Source organism: Microvirga makkahensis, assembly GCF_009830105.1.
Lineage (GTDB): Bacteria > Pseudomonadota > Alphaproteobacteria > Rhizobiales > Beijerinckiaceae > Microvirga > Microvirga makkahensis.
In genome coordinates this window covers 1-14,472 of sequence record NZ_WURB01000006.1, presented here as the reverse complement: position 1 = coordinate 14,472, position 14,472 = coordinate 1, and the positions used below count along the sequence as shown (strand labels likewise).

Below are 14,472 nucleotides of genomic sequence, written 5' to 3'. Positions count from 1 at the left end.
AGTTATGGCGAAAGAAATGAAGTCGCTCGGCCGAGGCTTGGCTGCGCTGATCGGAGAGGTTGGCGATGAAATCGGCACCATCCAGAGCAGCAAGGGCGGCGCAAGGAAGGTGCCTGTCGAGTTCCTGCGCCCCAACCCTCGTAATCCGCGGAAAGCGTTCGAGGATTCGGAGCTCGAGGAGCTGACTCAGTCCATCAGGGACCGCGGCATCATTCAGCCTATCGTGGTCCGGCCGGTGCCGAACAAGAGCGATGCCTATGAGATCGTGGCCGGCGAGCGCCGCTGGCGCGCCTCGCAGAGGGCCGGCCTGCACGAGGTGCCGGTGGTCATCGTCCACATCGATGACAAGACCTCCCTCGAATACGCCATTCTCGAGAACGTCCAGCGTGCGGACCTCAATCCGATCGAGGAGGCGGAAGGCTATGCCCGACTGATGGCCGAGTTCTCCTACACGCAGGAAAATCTCTCGAAGATCATCGGCAAGAGCCGCAGCCATATCGCCAATATGATGCGTCTCACCGATCTTCCCGATCCGGTGAAGAAGCTTCTCGTCGAGCGCAAGCTTTCCGCCGGTCATGGCCGAGCGCTGCTGGCGGTGAAGGATCCCGTAACCGTTGCCAAGCAGGTGCTCGACCTGGGCATGAGCGTGCGTCAGGTCGAGGCCCTTGCCCAAGCGGAAAGCGCCGAGCCGCCCAGGCTCGAAACCAAGTCCGCCAAGTCCAAGGTGGAGAAGGACCCGGACACCCGCGCCCTGGAGCGCGTCCTCCAGGACGTGCTGGGCCTCACCGTCACCATCGACCACAAGGGCGATGGCGGTGAATTGCGTATCCGCTACAAGACCTTGGAGCAGCTCGACGGGCTCTGCCGCAGACTCAATCCGTAGGGAGCCGCCTCATTTTCAGCATCCCGATGTTCCTCGTCATCACCGGGCTTGTGCCGGAGATCTCGTTCCGGTGAAACGGGCGCTCCTCCCCGCAGAGAGAAAAAGGAAACGCGGCGCTCTGTTCCGCTCCGATCCCGGATCGACTTTCCCGTTATCATCGCGCGTCATGGCCGGACCTGATCCGGCCTTCCGTGCCTTCGGGAACCGTAGCGCCATCAAGAAGTGGATCCTCACGCGGATCTCCAGGGACTGATGCCCGGATCAACTCCGGGAACGGGAATGACAAAGGATGATGCGGGGAGGGGGCCAGGCATCGGATCGCCATGGCTCAGGCACCATCAGGTGCGGTCGTGAACCGTGGAGCTGCGGCGCCGCGATGATCTCCGGTTCGTCGATGCTGCGGTTCCGGGATGACACTGCCACTTCCGCCTCCGGCACGAGTCGCGCGGACATGGTGGGAAGTACTTTGCGCAAAGCGGCCTGCGCATGCGCGGACGGGGCGAGGTGTTGATGGGCATCACCGGCTTGCCGGGAAAATCCGGCACGCCGGCAGGCCAGTCGAGAGCGTTCCTAAACGTCCCGGATCCCGTGCGCGTATCCGGAACAGGCAATCACCAGCCCGTCCGCCGCTACCTGCTGCCGCAGCTCCGCGAAGGACTCAGGCAGTGCACTCGTCTCGATGTCGAGACTGAAATGCGGGAGCATTCAGACACCCCATAGAGCGAGATGTCGACATCCTCAGGCGTATGCGTTCGCAGCGCACCCAGCGCCATGGTGTTGAAAGAGCCTGCGCGCAGTTTCCCGGGGCGCCGGAGCGAGGTGCTTCCGGTTCGAGCGCCCGATAACCGACGTGAGAGGGCCGGGGAGCCGCTGCCGAGCTAGCGCATCGTGCGGAAAACAGGATCCGGTCTTTCACACACGTGGCTCTTCGGATCGCACCGAACGATGCGCTCTCCCTGTGGTGAGCATCGGATTCGCGTAAAAAGTGCAAGTCCGCTTTTCACGGCCGATACTCCGGCGTCTTTCGGTCGGGGAGATCGCCGACAGCCTTCGAGGAAAGTCCGAGGAGGGACACGTTCGGGATGCCCCCGCCATTCCGGTCTCTAGCCGGGAGCGGCATACGGATATCCGTGCACCGCGCTACCGTCGCGCCATACGTGCGATGTCGAGCAGGGTCCTGGCCGCGATCGTATCGTCGAGGAGGGACAGGCGGCGGGTGTCGAGGAGGCTCGTCTGGAGGACCGCAATGACGGCCTTCAGGCTCTCGCTCGTCCAGCGCTGGAGGTGGCGCTCGACCAGCGGCTTGCGCCGGAAATGCAGGCTGCGCAAGGTTTCCATCACCGCCGAAATCGGCCGTCCTTCCTCCACATTGAGGCGGGCGGTGAGCAGCATCAGCGCATGGCGAAGGGCCGCGCCCAGAAGCACGGAGGCATGAACACCCTCCGCCGCAAGCCTGCGTGAGCCGATCTCGAGGCTCGTGCCCTCTCCGCCGAAAGCGGCGTCGACGACGGCGTCCATGGCAAGGCTCGAGACGTCGCTCATGATCGCATCGATGTCCTCGAGCGTGATCTCGCGCTTCCCATGCGCATAGAGCATGAGTTTCGACAGTTCGCCCCGGGTCGCCAGACGATCGCCCCCGAGGCTCGCGATCAGGGCCGCGCGGGCCTCGCGGCCGATCGAGAAGCCATGGCTTTTCAGCGTCTCGTCCACCACGGCGCCGAGATCGCGGCCGGTATCCGCATAGCAGGGCAGGGCGAGGGCCTTCTGCGAGCGCTCGCACAGGGTGCGCAAGGGGGAGGATTTCTGCAGATCACCGCCCTCGATGACGATCACCGTGTCCTGCAACGCGCCCTTGAGCACGGCATCGACGGCGGGGGCGATGTTGCGCGACGTGGATTTCACCCAGATGGCGCGCTTGCCGCCGAACAGGCCCATGGTGCCGGCCTCGTCCGCGAGGCGGGCAGGGTCGGAGGCAATATCGTCGCCATCGATGCGGATGAGCTGGAAGGGATCCGACGGGTCGTCCACCGAGCGTTCCGCGACGGCGCGGGCGCGTTCGTTGATGAGCCCCATGTCGGGACCGTAGAACAGGTAGACGCCGATGCGCGGATCGGGCCGACGTAGCGCCCCTTCCACGTCACCTGCCTTAACGGCAACCATCGTCAGATCCCGGCGGAGAGCGTCGCCGCTAAACGGGTCTTCACCTGCTCCGCAAGAACCTTAGCGAGCCTGATTTCCGCGTCGCGAGCCGCGCGGACGGTGGCGAAACGCTGCTGGTAGCGATCATAGGACGTCGAGGATGTGGCCGATCCCCGGGTGTAGACCTTCGTGCCGTCGAGGCTCGTCAGCGTGTAATTGAGCGTCCCGCCCACGATGGCCGAGCTCGCGCGTCCCGTCTCTGTATCGACGATCGGCGTAGTGAGCGAGCGGGCAAGCGCCAGTTTCAGCACATAGCGCTTGGGCGTGCTCGAGCCGGAGCCATTCAGGGCGTAGATCAGCTCGCTGCGCAGGTAGTGGCCCATCGCCGCCTGGCTGTCGGGCCATTTGACTTCGGGCACGTCGATGGATGCCAGGACCGTCTGGAGCGATTCGCCGGAGGCCGTCGGGCCGTAGAGCGGCTTGAAGCAGGCGGACAGGCCAAGGGACAGACCAACCGTGAGGCCCGCCACGCGAGCGATGCGGGGGAGGCTCTTCAGATTAAGCGACGACATTCACGATCCTCTGCGGAACGACGATGATCTTGCGGGCAGGCTTTCCTTCCATAGCCTTTTGCACGGCTTCGAGCGAGAGCACGGCCGCCTCGATGGCCGCCTGATCCGCATCGCGCGTCACGGTCACGTCGGCGCGCTTCTTGCCGTTGACCTGGACGGGCAGGGTGATCGTGTCCTCCACCAGCAGCGAACGGTCGAGCATCGGCCAGGGCGTATCGGTCACGAGACCGGGCTGGCCGAGCGACTCCCAGCATTCCTCCGCCAGGTGCGGCATCATGGGGGCGAGCAGCTGCACGAAGATGCGGCCCGCCTCCGCGAAAGCGGCGGAGAGGCCGGGCTCATCGGCGGTCTTGGCCTGGTTCGACAGATCCTGAAGGCTGTTGGCGAGTTCGTAGAGATGTGCGACGCAGCGGTTGAAGCGCAGGCGCTCCACGTCCTCCTCCACGGCGGCGAGCGCCTTGTGCGCCGCCTTACGGACGGCAAGGCCGATAGGGCCCTCGGATTGAGCGCCGTCAGCGCCGTCGCTCATGCGCTCCGCGATCTCGCCGATGAGACGCCACACGCGCTGCACGAAACGGCCTGCTCCCTGCACGCCCTCCTCGGTCCAGATCACGTCGCGTTCGGGCGGCGAGTCGGAGAGCATGAACCAGCGGGCCGTGTCGGCGCCGTAGGAACCGATGATCTCGTCCGGGTCGACCGTGTTCTTCTTCGACTTCGACATCTTTTCGATGGAGCCGATCTCGACCGGCGCTCCGGTCTCCACATGGAAGGCCTTGCGCACGCCGCCTTCCGTCTCGAAACGCACATCGCCCGGCAGCACCCAGGCGCCGCTCGCGTCCTTGTAGGTCTCGTGCACCACCATGCCCTGGGTGAACAGGCCGGCGAAGGGCTCGTCGAGACCCGCGTGTCCCGTCTTCTTCATCGCGCGGGTGAAGAAGCGCGAATAGAGCAGGTGCAGGATCGCGTGCTCGATGCCGCCGATATATTGGTCCACCGGGAGCCAGGAATCGACCGTAGTGCGATCCGTCGGCTTGTCCTCGAGGGTCGGATCCGTGAAGCGGGCGAAGTACCAGGACGAATCGACGAAGGTGTCCATGGTGTCCGTCTCGCGCCGAGCCGCCTTGCCGCATTTCGGGCAATCCACATGCGTCCATGTCGGGTGGCGGTCGAGCGGGTTGCCCGGCACGTCGAAGGACACGTCCTCCGGCAGCACGACAGGCAACTGGTCCTTCGGCACGGGCACCACGCCGCATTCATCGCAATGGATGATCGGGATAGGGCAGCCCCAGTAGCGCTGGCGCGAGATGCCCCAGTCGCGCAGGCGGAAATTCACCTTGCGCTCGCCCACCGGACGGTTGTTGCGCGTCTCCTTTTCGAGGCGCTTGGCGACCTCTTCCTTCGCCTCGGCAATGGTCATGCCGTCGAGGAAGCGGGAATTGATCATCCGGCCCTCCCCGTCATAAGCCGTATCGGTGATGACGAAGCTGGCCGGGTCCTGGTCCGGCGGGCAGACGACCGGCGTGTTGCCCAGGCCGTATTTGTTGACGAAATCCAGGTCGCGCTGGTCATGCGCCGGACAGCCGAAGATCGCGCCCGTGCCGTATTCCATCAGGATGAAGTTCGCTACGTAGACGGGCAGCGTCCAGTCCGGGTCGAACGGATGCACGGCGCGCACGCCCGTATCGAAGCCGAGCTTTTCCGCCTTCTCGATGGCTTCCTGCGCGGTGCCGATGCGCTTGGTTTCCTTGATGAAGGCGGCAAGCTCCGGGTTCTTCGCGGCGGCGGCCTTCGCCAACGGGTGGTCGGGGGCGACCGCCATGAACTTGGCGCCGAAGAGGGTGTCGGGCCGCGTGGTGTAGATCTCGAGCTCGCTCTCGCCGTTGGGGGCGGTCTCCGGCTTCAGGGCGAAGCGGACCAGCAGGCCTTCGGAGCGGCCGATCCAGTTGCGCTGCATCAGGCGCACCTTTTCCGGCCAGCGGTCGAGGGTATCGAGCCTGTCGTCGAGATCCTGTGCGAAATCGGTGATCTTGAGGAACCACTGGGTCAGCTCGCGGCTCTCCACGAGCGCGCCGGAGCGCCAGCCGCGGCCGTCGATCACCTGCTCGTTGGCCAGAACGGTGCGATCCACCGGGTCCCAGTTCACCTTGGCGGTCTTGCGGTCGACGAGGCCGGCCTCGAGAAAATCGAGGAACATGCGCTGCTGGTGCTTGTAGTAGCTCGGATCGCAGGTGGCGATCTCGCGGCTCCAATCCAGGGACAGGCCCATGCTCTGCAGCTGGGCGCGCATGGTGGCGATGTTGGCGTAGGTCCATTCCTTGGGATGGACCTTGTTCTGCATGGCGGCGTTCTCCGCCGGCATGCCGAAGGCGTCCCAGCCCATCGGGTGGAGCACGTTGAAGCCCTTGGCCCGCTTGTAGCGCGCTACCACGTCGCCCATGGTGTAGTTGCGCACGTGACCCATATGGATGCGCCCGGACGGATAGGGGAACATCTCAAGCACGTAATATTTCGGACGCGGGTCGTCGTTGCTGGTCTTGAACAGGTTGCGGTCGTTCCAGACCTTCCGCCATTTCAGCTCGGCTTCCTTGGCGTTGTAGCGCTCGGGCCTCATTTTTCGTAAGTCATCCGTCGGTTCGAGATTCAAGCGGCTTGCGCCGCCATGGTGGGGCGGACTAGGACACAGCTCACCCGCGCGGTCAACGGTTTCGCACGCAAGAGTCGGTCAAGTTTTGCTCCGCCACGGGTTCCCTCCCCGCAAAGAGGAGGGGAAATCGGCGCAGGGAACCAGCTAAAGCTTAGAGGACGTCCATGAGCGAGAACGATGCGGTCGAAAACCTGAGAGAGGTGCGGGAGGCCATCCGCCGCGCCGCGGCGGATTACGACCGCGACCCTTCCGGCATCACGCTGGTCGCCGTCTCCAAGACTTTTCCGGCTGAGGCCATCGAACCGGTTCTGGCCGCCGGCCAGCGGGTTTTCGGCGAAAACTATGTCCAGGAGGCCAAGGCCAAGTGGCCCGAGCTGCGCAGCCGCTACCCGGATGTGGAGCTTCACATGATCGGCCCGCTCCAGTCCAACAAGGCCAGGGAGGCGGTGGAGCTCTTCGACGTGATCCATACCCTCGACAGGCCCTCGCTCGCCCAGGCGCTCGCCAAGGAAATCGCCCGCCAGAGCAAGAAGCCCCGCCTGCTCGTTCAGGTGAATACGGGCGAGGAGCCGCAGAAGGGCGGCATCGCGCCCGGCGAGGTGGACGCCTTCCTGGAGGCCTGCCGCGCCACATACGGCCTCGGGATTGACGGCCTGATGTGCATTCCCCCGGCCGAGAACCCGCCGTCGCCCCATTTCGCGCTCCTCAACACCATCGCCAAGCGCCATGGCCTGAAGGTTCTCTCCATGGGTATGAGCGCGGATTTCGACGCGGCGATCCAGCTCGGCGCGACGCATGTGCGCGTGGGAAGTGCCATCTTCGGGACGCGCTCCAAGCCCACCGCGTGAGAAGCCGCTTTTCGTGATGGAGACAACAGCCCAGCACCTCCCTCCGGAGGAAGAACGTCTCTCGCCGCTCGACGATGTGTTCGCTGGCGACTCGGTCGCGCTCGTCAGGTCTCTGCCCTCCGAGAGCGTGCACCTGATCCTGAGCGACATCCCCTACGGCATCGGAATCGAGGATTGGGACGTGCTGCACACGAACACCAATTCCGCCTATCTCGGCGCGAGCCCCGCGCAGGCGAGGGCAGGGGCCGTGTTCAAGAAACGCGGCAAGCCCATCAACGGCTGGTCGGAAGCCGACCGCGCCATTCCACGCGAATACTACGAATGGTGCCTCACCTGGTCGCCCGAATGGCTGCGGGTGCTGAAACCCGGGGGCTCAGCGCTCGTCTTCGCGGGCCGCCGCCTCGCGCATCGCTGCATCGCGGCGATGGAGGATTCGGGCTTTTCCTACAAGGACATGCTCGCCTGGATGCGCGAGCGCGCGCCCCATCGGGCGCAGCGCCTGAGCGCGGTCTACGAGCGGCGCGGCGATGCGGCGGCCGCGAAGGCCTGGGACGGCTGGCGCGTCGGCAATCTGCGCCCGACCTTCGAACCGGTCCTCTGGCTCACCAAGCCCTATAGGATCGGCGCGACGCTTGCCGACAACGTGCTCGTTCACGGCATCGGCGCGTACAATCAGGATGCGCTGCTGAAATACGTGCCCGAACCCGGGAACGTGCTCGATCTCGGCTTCCTGCCGAAGGAGGGCGGCCTACACCCGACGCAGAAGCCCGTCCGCCTGATGCAGGCGCTGATTGAACTCACCACCCAGGAAGGCCAGATCGTGCTCGATCCCTTCTGCGGCAGCGGCACGACCCTGGTGGCAGCGAAACATCTCAACCGACGCTTCATCGGCTTCGAGGCTCAGGCGGCCTATGTGGCGATCGCCCGAAAGCGGTTGAGGGAGACACGCCACTCCCCTCCTTCCGGGGAAGGGTAGGGTCGGTACGGGCGCCCCCGATTCCCTGGGGCGCTTGTGCTCACCCCACGATCTCGATCATCGTCCGGGGCCCGATCCGCTCCAGGAGGCGCCGGATCATGCGGGGCTCCACCGCCACGCATCCCTCGGTCGGCAGGAAACCCGGTCGGGCCAGGTGGAGGAAGATGGCGCTGCCACGGCCCCGTCTGATCGGCCCCCGGTTCCAGGCAATGTCGATCACCACGTCGTAGAGATGGTCGTCCCGCCACATCTTTTCGTGGCTCGTGGGGCAGGGAAGCGGCACGGGCCGGTTGTAGCGGCGGTCGCGGACGTCGTCCGACCAGCCGTCGCGAGGGCGGATGGGGTTCAGCTTCAGGCCCGTGCGGGGACGAGGCCCGTGATCCGCCCGGTAGAAGGCCTGCAGCAGGCGAAAGCGTCCGACCGGCGAGGCGCCGTCGCCTTCCCGCTTGGCGCGGGTCGTGCCGGAGCGTCCGAGGGCACAGGGCAGGGTGAGATTGCCGGCCGTCAGCCATCCGCGGCGGCGGTCGAGCGGGGAGCGGCGGACGCGGATGACATGAACGCTGGTTCGCTTCATAGCCGTGGAAGGGCAGACCCTGCCCCTTGTTGTCAAGCTGGGAATGACTACTCTAAAGCAACGAGCGTGATCCGAAAGCGGGAAACCCGACCTCGGCAGGGCCGCGAAAGGGCGGCCCTTCGACTTGACGATCATGTCTGAAGAACGGGAGCGGGCCTCGATCCTGCTCCTGGAAGCCGCCTCGGGGCTTTTTGCCGTTCATCGTGTGAAGGGTTTGAGATGTCGAATGCCAGCCGCCTTCTCGTCGTGGACGACGATCAGGACCTGCGCGACACCCTGGCCGAGCAGCTGGGCCTCCATGAGGAGTTCCAGGTCTCCACCGTGGACACGGCCGCCGCCGCGATCGACGCGGTCAAGGGCGACCGCATCGATCTTGCCATCATGGATGTGGGCCTGCCCGACATGGACGGACGCGAGGCGGTGCGGATCATGCGCCAGAACGGCTTCCGCAGCCCGATCATCATGCTCACGGGGCAGGGGTCGGACAACGACACCGTGATGGGCCTGGAGGCGGGCGCCAACGATTATGTGGTAAAGCCTTTCAAATTGGCCGTGCTGCTTGCCCGCATCCGGGCGCAGCTGCGCCAATACGAGGCGAGCGAGGACGCGGTGTTCCAGATCGGGCCCTACACCTTCCGCCCGGGCTCGAAGCTCCTCACCAGCGAGAAGGGTTCCAAGCTCAAGCTGACGGAGAAGGAAACCGCGATCCTGCGCTATCTCTACCGCGCCGGCCGGGCGGTGGTGAGCCGCGAGACTCTGCTCACCGAGGTCTGGGGCTACAATTCCAACGTGACCACCCACACGCTGGAAACGCATATCTACCGGCTGCGCCAGAAGATCGAGGCCGATCCCTCCAACGCCCGCATCCTCGTCACCGAGCCCGGCGGGTACAAGCTGATCCCTTAAGGACCCATGGCCCTCGACGACGACATTGCTGCCCTCGCTCAGGCTCCCCTGTTCAACCTGCTGGAGCGCGACGCCCTGCGCCTCGTCGCCTTCGCCTCGGAAACCCGCAATCTCCGCGCGGGCGACGTGCTGTTCCGCAAGGGCACCCCCTCGGACGGGGGCTATGTGGTGAGCCGCGGCGCCATCGCGCTCGATGCCAGCGAGGACGGCTCACCGGCAGCCTTCGTGGCCGGTCCGGGATCCCTGATCGGCCAGGCGGCCCTTTTCACGCGCATCGCCCGGCCAGCCACGGCGACGGCGAGGGAAGCCTCCACCATCATCCGGGTGACGCCGAGCCTCATGCGCCGGGTGCTGGAGGAGTTTCCCTCCGCCGCCGCCGCCATGCAGCAGGCCATGGCCGAGGAGCTCGCCCGCCTGACGCAGGGTCTGGAGCGGGTGCGCCAGCAGCTCATCGCCATCGATGGCGAGGAGAGCCCGGCCCGTCCTCCGGAGGAGTGAGGCTTCCGGGCCTGTCACGCGGCCTGGTGCGCCACGCGATGGGCACCCGCCGGATCAACCCGAAGGGAACGTGCCCGCTTCGGGGCAGATGCTCCGGGCCTTACGCCGCCTTCACCCCCGAGAGGAACGAGCCGACCTCGCGGCTGAGCGTTTCCGAGTGGCGCGCCAGTTCCTGCGCCGAGGCCAGAACCTGCGATGCCGCCAAGCCGGTTTCGCCTGCGCCCTGACGCACCTCGTTGATGTTGCCGGTCACGGCCTCCGTGCCGCGCGCGGCCTCCTGCACATTGCGGGAGATCTCGGCCGTGGCCGCACCCTGTTCCTCCATGGCCGCGGCGATCGAGACCGAGATCTGCGACATCTCGCCGATCGTGCGGGCGATGGTGTGGATCGCCTGCACGGCCTCGGCGGTCGCCTGCTGCACGGAGGCGATCTGGGCCGAGATCTCCTCCGTGGCTTTGGAGGTCTGGGTGGCGAGGTGCTTCACCTCGGACGCCACCACGGCGAAGCCCTTGCCGGCCTCGCCCGCGCGGGCCGCTTCGATCGTGGCGTTAAGGGCCAGCAGATTCGTCTGCGAGGCGATGTTGTTGATCAGCTGCACCACGTCGCCGATGCGCTCGGCGGAAGCCGCGAGCGTCTGCACGGTTTCGTTGGTGCGCTGCGCATCCGTGACCGCCTGCTCCGCGATGCGAGAGGACTGGCCGACCTGTTCGGCGATCTCGCGGATGGAAATCGACAGCTCCTCCGTCGCAGCGGCCACGGTCTGCACATTCGCGGACGTCTGCGCGGCGGCGGAGGCGACGCTCACCGATTGGTTCGTGGTTTGGTCGGCCACGGAGGTCATCGACTGAGCCGTGGATTCCATCTGGGTGGCCGCAGCCGAGAGGCTGCCGGTGAGCACGGACACATTGGCCTCAAACTGCTTGGTGAGCTGATCGAGCATCTGCGCGCGGCGCATCTTCGCGTCCGCCTCGGCGGCGGCGTCCACGTCGGCCTGACGTTTCGCGATCAGGGCTTCCTTGAAGACCTGCACCGCGCTGGCCATCGCGCCGATCTCGTCGATGCGGCCGGTGTCGGTGACCTCGACATTCGTCTCGCCCCGGGCCAGGGTCTTCATCGTGGCCGTCATGCGCATGATCGGCGTGGCGAGCGAGCGGGCCGCCCACCAGGCGCCCGCCAGGGCCAGGGCGAGGAGGCCGACGGCAATCAGCAGCATCAGATTGCGCGCTTCGATCACATTGGCGATCATCGCGTCGGCGGGAACCGAGATGGCCAGGAGCCACTGTTCCTCGATCCCGGGGAAAGCGACCGTAACAACGGCGCGGTAGATCTCGTCGCCCGAGACATCATCGATCATGGCGTCGGCATAGCCGGACGGTGAATCCTTGGCCTTGGCCGCGAGCTCGGCGATGACTTTGTCGTCGGACGGCTTTCCGAGAAGCTGCGCATCCGTGTTGGCGATCCACAGGCCTCCCGCACCGATCAGGCTCACGGTGCCTTTGTCGAACGGCTTGAGCGCGCCGATCGCCCGCGAGATCGTCTCAAGGTCCGTGTCGGCGGTGACAATGCCGACAGGCACGTTGTCGCGACGGATGACGGCGCTCACGGTCGACAGCAGAACATCCTCGCCGTTCACCTGGTATTTGTAGGCCGGAACGATCTGATCGCGGTTGTCCCGAAGAGGCTTCGTGTACCAGTTCGCGATCTCCTCCGGCTTGGTGGTCAGGTTGATCGGCTCGACCGTGACCTTCTTGTCCTTCGTCCAGTAGAAATAGGGGCTGAATCGGCCGCTCGGGTCCGAATAGGGATCCGCCAGGAAGTTCTTGTCCTGCCTGTCCATAGCGTCGGGTTCGAACGCCATGGTCATGCCGATGAGTTCTGGCTGTCCCTCCACGGCCCGCGCGAGGATCTCCGCGAGCTCGCCGCGCTCCACCTTGTAGTCGTATACCATGGCTTCCGCGGTCGACCTCGTGAGCGCCGCGGCCGAAATGGCCCGGCCGATCTCCGCCTGCACGAGCCCCTTGTACTGGTTGAGCAGCGTCTTCGCCGTCACGATGGCTTCGTTGCGCCCCGAGCTCATCATGATCTGGGTGCCCGCAAAGGTCAGGATCGTGCAGGCGCTTATGAAGCCTGCCCCCGCAAGCAGCAGGACCCGGCTCTTGATCGAACGCAGTTTGAATACCATTCGGTGCCCCCAAGGCATGGCGAGTTGAGTCTCCTCGCCTCTACGCCTCCTGGCTTGTGCCTGGCTTGTGGGGAGCTGTGTGTCTCCTGTTTCACGAGGTCGCGTCCGGGAACGGAGATCGGCCGCAGATCGGGAGCGGTCCTAAAGCTCCAGCTCCATCGTCACCGGCGCGTGGTCGGAGGGGCGCTCCCAGGCGCGGGTGTCGCGGGTGACGTCGACAGACCGCAGCGAGTCCTTCAGCGCGTCCGAAATCCAGATGTGGTCGAGCCTGCGGCCCTTGTCGGCGGCGGCCCAGTCGGGAGAGCGGTAGCTCCACCAGGAATAGATCTTTTCGGGCTCGGGCCGCAGGTGCCGCATGGCGTCGATCCAGCCCGCCTCCTGGCGAAGCTCCTCCAGGGCCGCCGTCTCGACGGGCGTATGACTGACCACGTCGAGGAGCTGCTTGTGGCTCCACACGTCGTGCTCGAGCGGCGCGACGTTGAGGTCGCCCACGAGGATCGCGGGGCCGGAGGTGGGTTTCGCCTTCGCGCCCCAGGCACGCATCTGGCTGAGAAAATCGAGCTTGTGGCGGAATTTCTCGTTCACCTCCGGGTCGGGAATGTCGCCGCCCGCAGGCACGTAGAAATTATGGATCGTGATGCCGGAGGCGGCCTTGGCCTGCGGGCTCAGGGTTACCGTGATGTGGCGTGCGTCCTGACGGTCGCACATCTCCATTACGCCCGTTTCCGAAAACGGGTAGCGCGAAAGGATCGCCACTCCGTTATAGCCCTTCTGGCCCATATGGACGACGAAGGGATAGCCGAAGGATTGCAGCTCCTTCAGGGGCAGCTTGTCGTTCGGGCACTTGGTCTCCTGCAGGCACAGGATATCGGGGCGCCGCTCCTTCAGGAAGCGGGCGACCTGGTCGATGCGCAGACGTACGGAATTGATGTTCCAGGTGGAGACGGTGAGTTTCACGGAAATGAGCCCCCTCGAAAAGACCGTTCCGGGCTACGACAGATTCCCGCCGGAGGGAAGGGCCGCGGGCGCACGGCACGAGGCCGTGATTGGACCGGGGACCGGAAAGGGCTACCTGTGGTCGCCCCGGATTTCCTCGTACTGGATCCGGAACAGGTCCTGGTCGATCCGGCGGCCCTTCTGGACCTGGTTCAACACCACCATCGTCTGGAAGCCTTGGGCATCCACGATCCGCCACTGGCTGAGATCCTGCACTTCGGGATCGAAGAACAGGGTGATCCGGGAGGTGCCGCCCAGGGTGGTCGTGTCCTCCAGGTTGATCCGCACCGCGTTCGGTTCGCTGCTGATGCCGGTGATCTTGATGTCTTGGCCGAGATTGACCCGCTCGCGCAGCAGGAATTTCAACGGCGTCTGCGAGATCGAATAGAGGTCCTGCGTGGCGAGCTTGCGGTCCCGCACGGCCACGGAGCGCCCGTCGGCAATCACTTCAAGAGTGGCTGGAGGATCATATTCGAAACGCACCTTGCCCGGACGCTGGAGATAGAGCGTGCCGCCTGTCCGCCGCCCGTCGCCACCGACCTGCGTGAAATCGGCGACAAGCGTGTCGAGACGGGTGAAATAGGCGTTGGCCCGCTCCACGATCGCGCTGTTCGGCAGGGGCTGGCCCTGGCCGACCGGGCCCATCGAGGCGGTTACGATGGGCTGGGGCGCGATATCGATCGGTTCCGCTTCCGGCGCCTGGAATGCGGCGGAGGCCGGACGGGCCGGAGGCAGGGGCGCTGTGGCCACCAGCATCTGCTCGGCGTTTACGGGCCTGACGACGGGCCGAGCAGGCCGTGCGGCTCCATCGGCCGGAGCGGTCACAGGGGCCTGACGGAAGGACGAGGTCGAAAGGAACGTAACGGAGGCCGCAAATCCCTGTGTGATCGGGTACCGGGGTGGCAGGATCATCTCCATGGGCAGCACCTGGGCGGCAACCGGCAGCGGGCCCGCAAGAGCGGACGCCAGAAACACCAGACCGGCAGGGCTGACAGGGCGCATCCGAACCATCCTTCCAGGAACCACTATGACCGCAGCTGGGCTTTTGCACAGCGCTCTAGAATGACGCAGGGCTGCGGCCAAGGTTCCCGTGCTAGGTTAATCTTCTCCCCCATGCGGACTTTCAAGCAGGATCTCGCGCTTGCCGGCATGGTTGGCGGGTCCGACGATGCCCTCCTGCTCCATGCGCTCCATCAGGGAGGCGGCGCGGTTGTAGCCGATCTGCAGGCGCCGTTGGATGTAGGAGGTCGACGC

Annotated in this window: 14 protein-coding genes; 5 read left to right on the top strand and 9 right to left on the bottom strand. The window is 65.5% G+C overall.

Annotated features, from left to right (window positions below):
• Window positions 1–4 precede the first annotated feature (4 nt).
• Window positions 5–883 (top strand): ParB/RepB/Spo0J family partition protein, encoded by an 879-nt coding sequence (locus tag GR328_RS10165; protein ID WP_160884421.1) that lies wholly within the window; start codon window positions 5–7, stop codon window positions 881–883.
• Window positions 884–1,453: 570 nt separating this feature from the next.
• On the opposite strand, the gene GR328_RS27980 is transcribed toward GR328_RS10165, so the two are convergent.
• The 4 genes from GR328_RS27980 to leuS all read right to left on the bottom strand — a co-directional run bounded on the left by GR328_RS27980 (window position 1,454) and on the right by leuS (window position 6,205).
• Window positions 1,454–1,588 carry a hypothetical protein gene (locus GR328_RS27980; RefSeq protein ID WP_281351937.1) on the bottom strand — a complete coding sequence of 45 codons (135 nt, stop codon included), beginning with the start codon at window positions 1,586–1,588 and terminating at the stop codon, window positions 1,454–1,456.
• A gap of 435 nt (window positions 1,589–2,023) precedes the next feature.
• The gene (holA, locus tag GR328_RS10160) at window positions 2,024–3,043 is read right to left on the bottom strand and encodes a DNA polymerase III subunit delta (protein WP_160884420.1); all 1,020 of its coding nucleotides are present in this window, start codon (window positions 3,041–3,043) and stop codon (window positions 2,024–2,026) included.
• Window positions 3,044–3,045: 2 nt separating this feature from the next.
• Complete coding sequence (locus GR328_RS10155; protein WP_160884419.1) at window positions 3,046–3,594, bottom strand: LPS assembly lipoprotein LptE; 549 nt, start codon at window positions 3,592–3,594, stop codon at window positions 3,046–3,048.
• The gene (gene leuS, locus GR328_RS10150; protein WP_160884418.1) at window positions 3,581–6,205 is read right to left on the bottom strand and encodes a leucine--tRNA ligase; all 2,625 of its coding nucleotides are present in this window, start codon (window positions 6,203–6,205) and stop codon (window positions 3,581–3,583) included. Before leuS ends, GR328_RS10155 begins: the two co-directional genes overlap by 14 nt.
• Before the next feature lie 197 nt (window positions 6,206–6,402).
• Between leuS and GR328_RS10145 the strand changes: the two genes are divergently transcribed.
• Window positions 6,403–7,086 carry a YggS family pyridoxal phosphate-dependent enzyme gene (locus tag GR328_RS10145; RefSeq protein WP_160884417.1) on the top strand — a complete coding sequence of 228 codons (684 nt, stop codon included), beginning with the start codon at window positions 6,403–6,405 and terminating at the stop codon, window positions 7,084–7,086.
• A gap of 16 nt (window positions 7,087–7,102) precedes the next feature.
• On the top strand, window positions 7,103–8,062 hold the full coding sequence (locus GR328_RS10140) for a DNA-methyltransferase (RefSeq protein WP_160884639.1): 960 nt from the start codon (window positions 7,103–7,105) through the stop codon (window positions 8,060–8,062).
• Between the two features lie 40 nt (window positions 8,063–8,102).
• On the opposite strand, the gene GR328_RS10135 is transcribed toward GR328_RS10140, so the two are convergent.
• On the bottom strand, window positions 8,103–8,636 hold the full coding sequence (locus GR328_RS10135; RefSeq protein WP_160884416.1) for a L,D-transpeptidase family protein: 534 nt from the start codon (window positions 8,634–8,636) through the stop codon (window positions 8,103–8,105).
• 219 nt (window positions 8,637–8,855) lie between these two features.
• Between GR328_RS10135 and GR328_RS10130 the strand changes: the two genes are divergently transcribed.
• Complete coding sequence (locus GR328_RS10130; RefSeq protein WP_160884415.1) at window positions 8,856–9,542, top strand: response regulator transcription factor; 687 nt, start codon at window positions 8,856–8,858, stop codon at window positions 9,540–9,542.
• A gap of 6 nt (window positions 9,543–9,548) precedes the next feature.
• Window positions 9,549–10,040: a cyclic nucleotide-binding domain-containing protein gene (locus GR328_RS10125; protein ID WP_160884414.1), complete on the top strand. Its 492-nt coding sequence runs from the start codon at window positions 9,549–9,551 to the stop codon at window positions 10,038–10,040.
• Window positions 10,041–10,140: 100 nt separating this feature from the next.
• On the opposite strand, the gene GR328_RS27275 is transcribed toward GR328_RS10125, so the two are convergent.
• The 4 genes from GR328_RS27275 to GR328_RS27975 form a co-directional block, all read right to left on the bottom strand.
• Window positions 10,141–12,222 carry a methyl-accepting chemotaxis protein gene (locus GR328_RS27275; RefSeq protein ID WP_246215798.1) on the bottom strand — a complete coding sequence of 694 codons (2,082 nt, stop codon included), beginning with the start codon at window positions 12,220–12,222 and terminating at the stop codon, window positions 10,141–10,143.
• Window positions 12,223–12,363: 141 nt separating this feature from the next.
• Window positions 12,364–13,179 (bottom strand): exodeoxyribonuclease III, encoded by an 816-nt coding sequence (xth, locus tag GR328_RS10115; RefSeq protein WP_160884413.1) that lies wholly within the window; start codon window positions 13,177–13,179, stop codon window positions 12,364–12,366.
• 111 nt (window positions 13,180–13,290) lie between these two features.
• Complete coding sequence (locus GR328_RS10110) at window positions 13,291–14,220, bottom strand: outer-membrane lipoprotein carrier protein LolA (RefSeq protein WP_246215797.1); 930 nt, start codon at window positions 14,218–14,220, stop codon at window positions 13,291–13,293.
• A gap of 96 nt (window positions 14,221–14,316) precedes the next feature.
• Window positions 14,317–14,472 (bottom strand): DNA translocase FtsK (locus tag GR328_RS27975; RefSeq protein ID WP_160884412.1); only part of this gene is annotated, 156 nt, incomplete at its 5' end.

What these genes read in the sequence shown, in the direction of transcription:
- GR328_RS10165 (WP_160884421.1), top strand. Translation starts at nt 5, where the DNA reads ATGGCGAAAGAAATGAAGTCGCTCGGCCGAGGCTTGGCTGCGCTGATC.
- GR328_RS27980 (WP_281351937.1), bottom strand. Translation starts at nt 1,588, where the DNA reads ATGCTCCCGCATTTCAGTCTCGACATCGAGACGAGTGCACTGCCTGAG.
- holA (WP_160884420.1), bottom strand. Translation starts at nt 3,043, where the DNA reads ATGGTTGCCGTTAAGGCAGGTGACGTGGAAGGGGCGCTACGTCGGCCC.
- GR328_RS10155 (WP_160884419.1), bottom strand. Translation starts at nt 3,594, where the DNA reads ATGTCGTCGCTTAATCTGAAGAGCCTCCCCCGCATCGCTCGCGTGGCG.
- leuS (WP_160884418.1), bottom strand. Translation starts at nt 6,205, where the DNA reads ATGAGGCCCGAGCGCTACAACGCCAAGGAAGCCGAGCTGAAATGGCGG.
- GR328_RS10145 (WP_160884417.1), top strand. Translation starts at nt 6,403, where the DNA reads ATGAGCGAGAACGATGCGGTCGAAAACCTGAGAGAGGTGCGGGAGGCC.
- GR328_RS10140 (WP_160884639.1), top strand. Translation starts at nt 7,103, where the DNA reads ATGGAGACAACAGCCCAGCACCTCCCTCCGGAGGAAGAACGTCTCTCG.
- GR328_RS10135 (WP_160884416.1), bottom strand. Translation starts at nt 8,636, where the DNA reads ATGAAGCGAACCAGCGTTCATGTCATCCGCGTCCGCCGCTCCCCGCTC.
- GR328_RS10130 (WP_160884415.1), top strand. Translation starts at nt 8,856, where the DNA reads ATGTCGAATGCCAGCCGCCTTCTCGTCGTGGACGACGATCAGGACCTG.
- GR328_RS10125 (WP_160884414.1), top strand. Translation starts at nt 9,549, where the DNA reads ATGGCCCTCGACGACGACATTGCTGCCCTCGCTCAGGCTCCCCTGTTC.
- GR328_RS27275 (WP_246215798.1), bottom strand. Translation starts at nt 12,222, where the DNA reads ATGGTATTCAAACTGCGTTCGATCAAGAGCCGGGTCCTGCTGCTTGCG.
- GR328_RS10110 (WP_246215797.1), bottom strand. Translation starts at nt 14,220, where the DNA reads ATGCGCCCTGTCAGCCCTGCCGGTCTGGTGTTTCTGGCGTCCGCTCTT.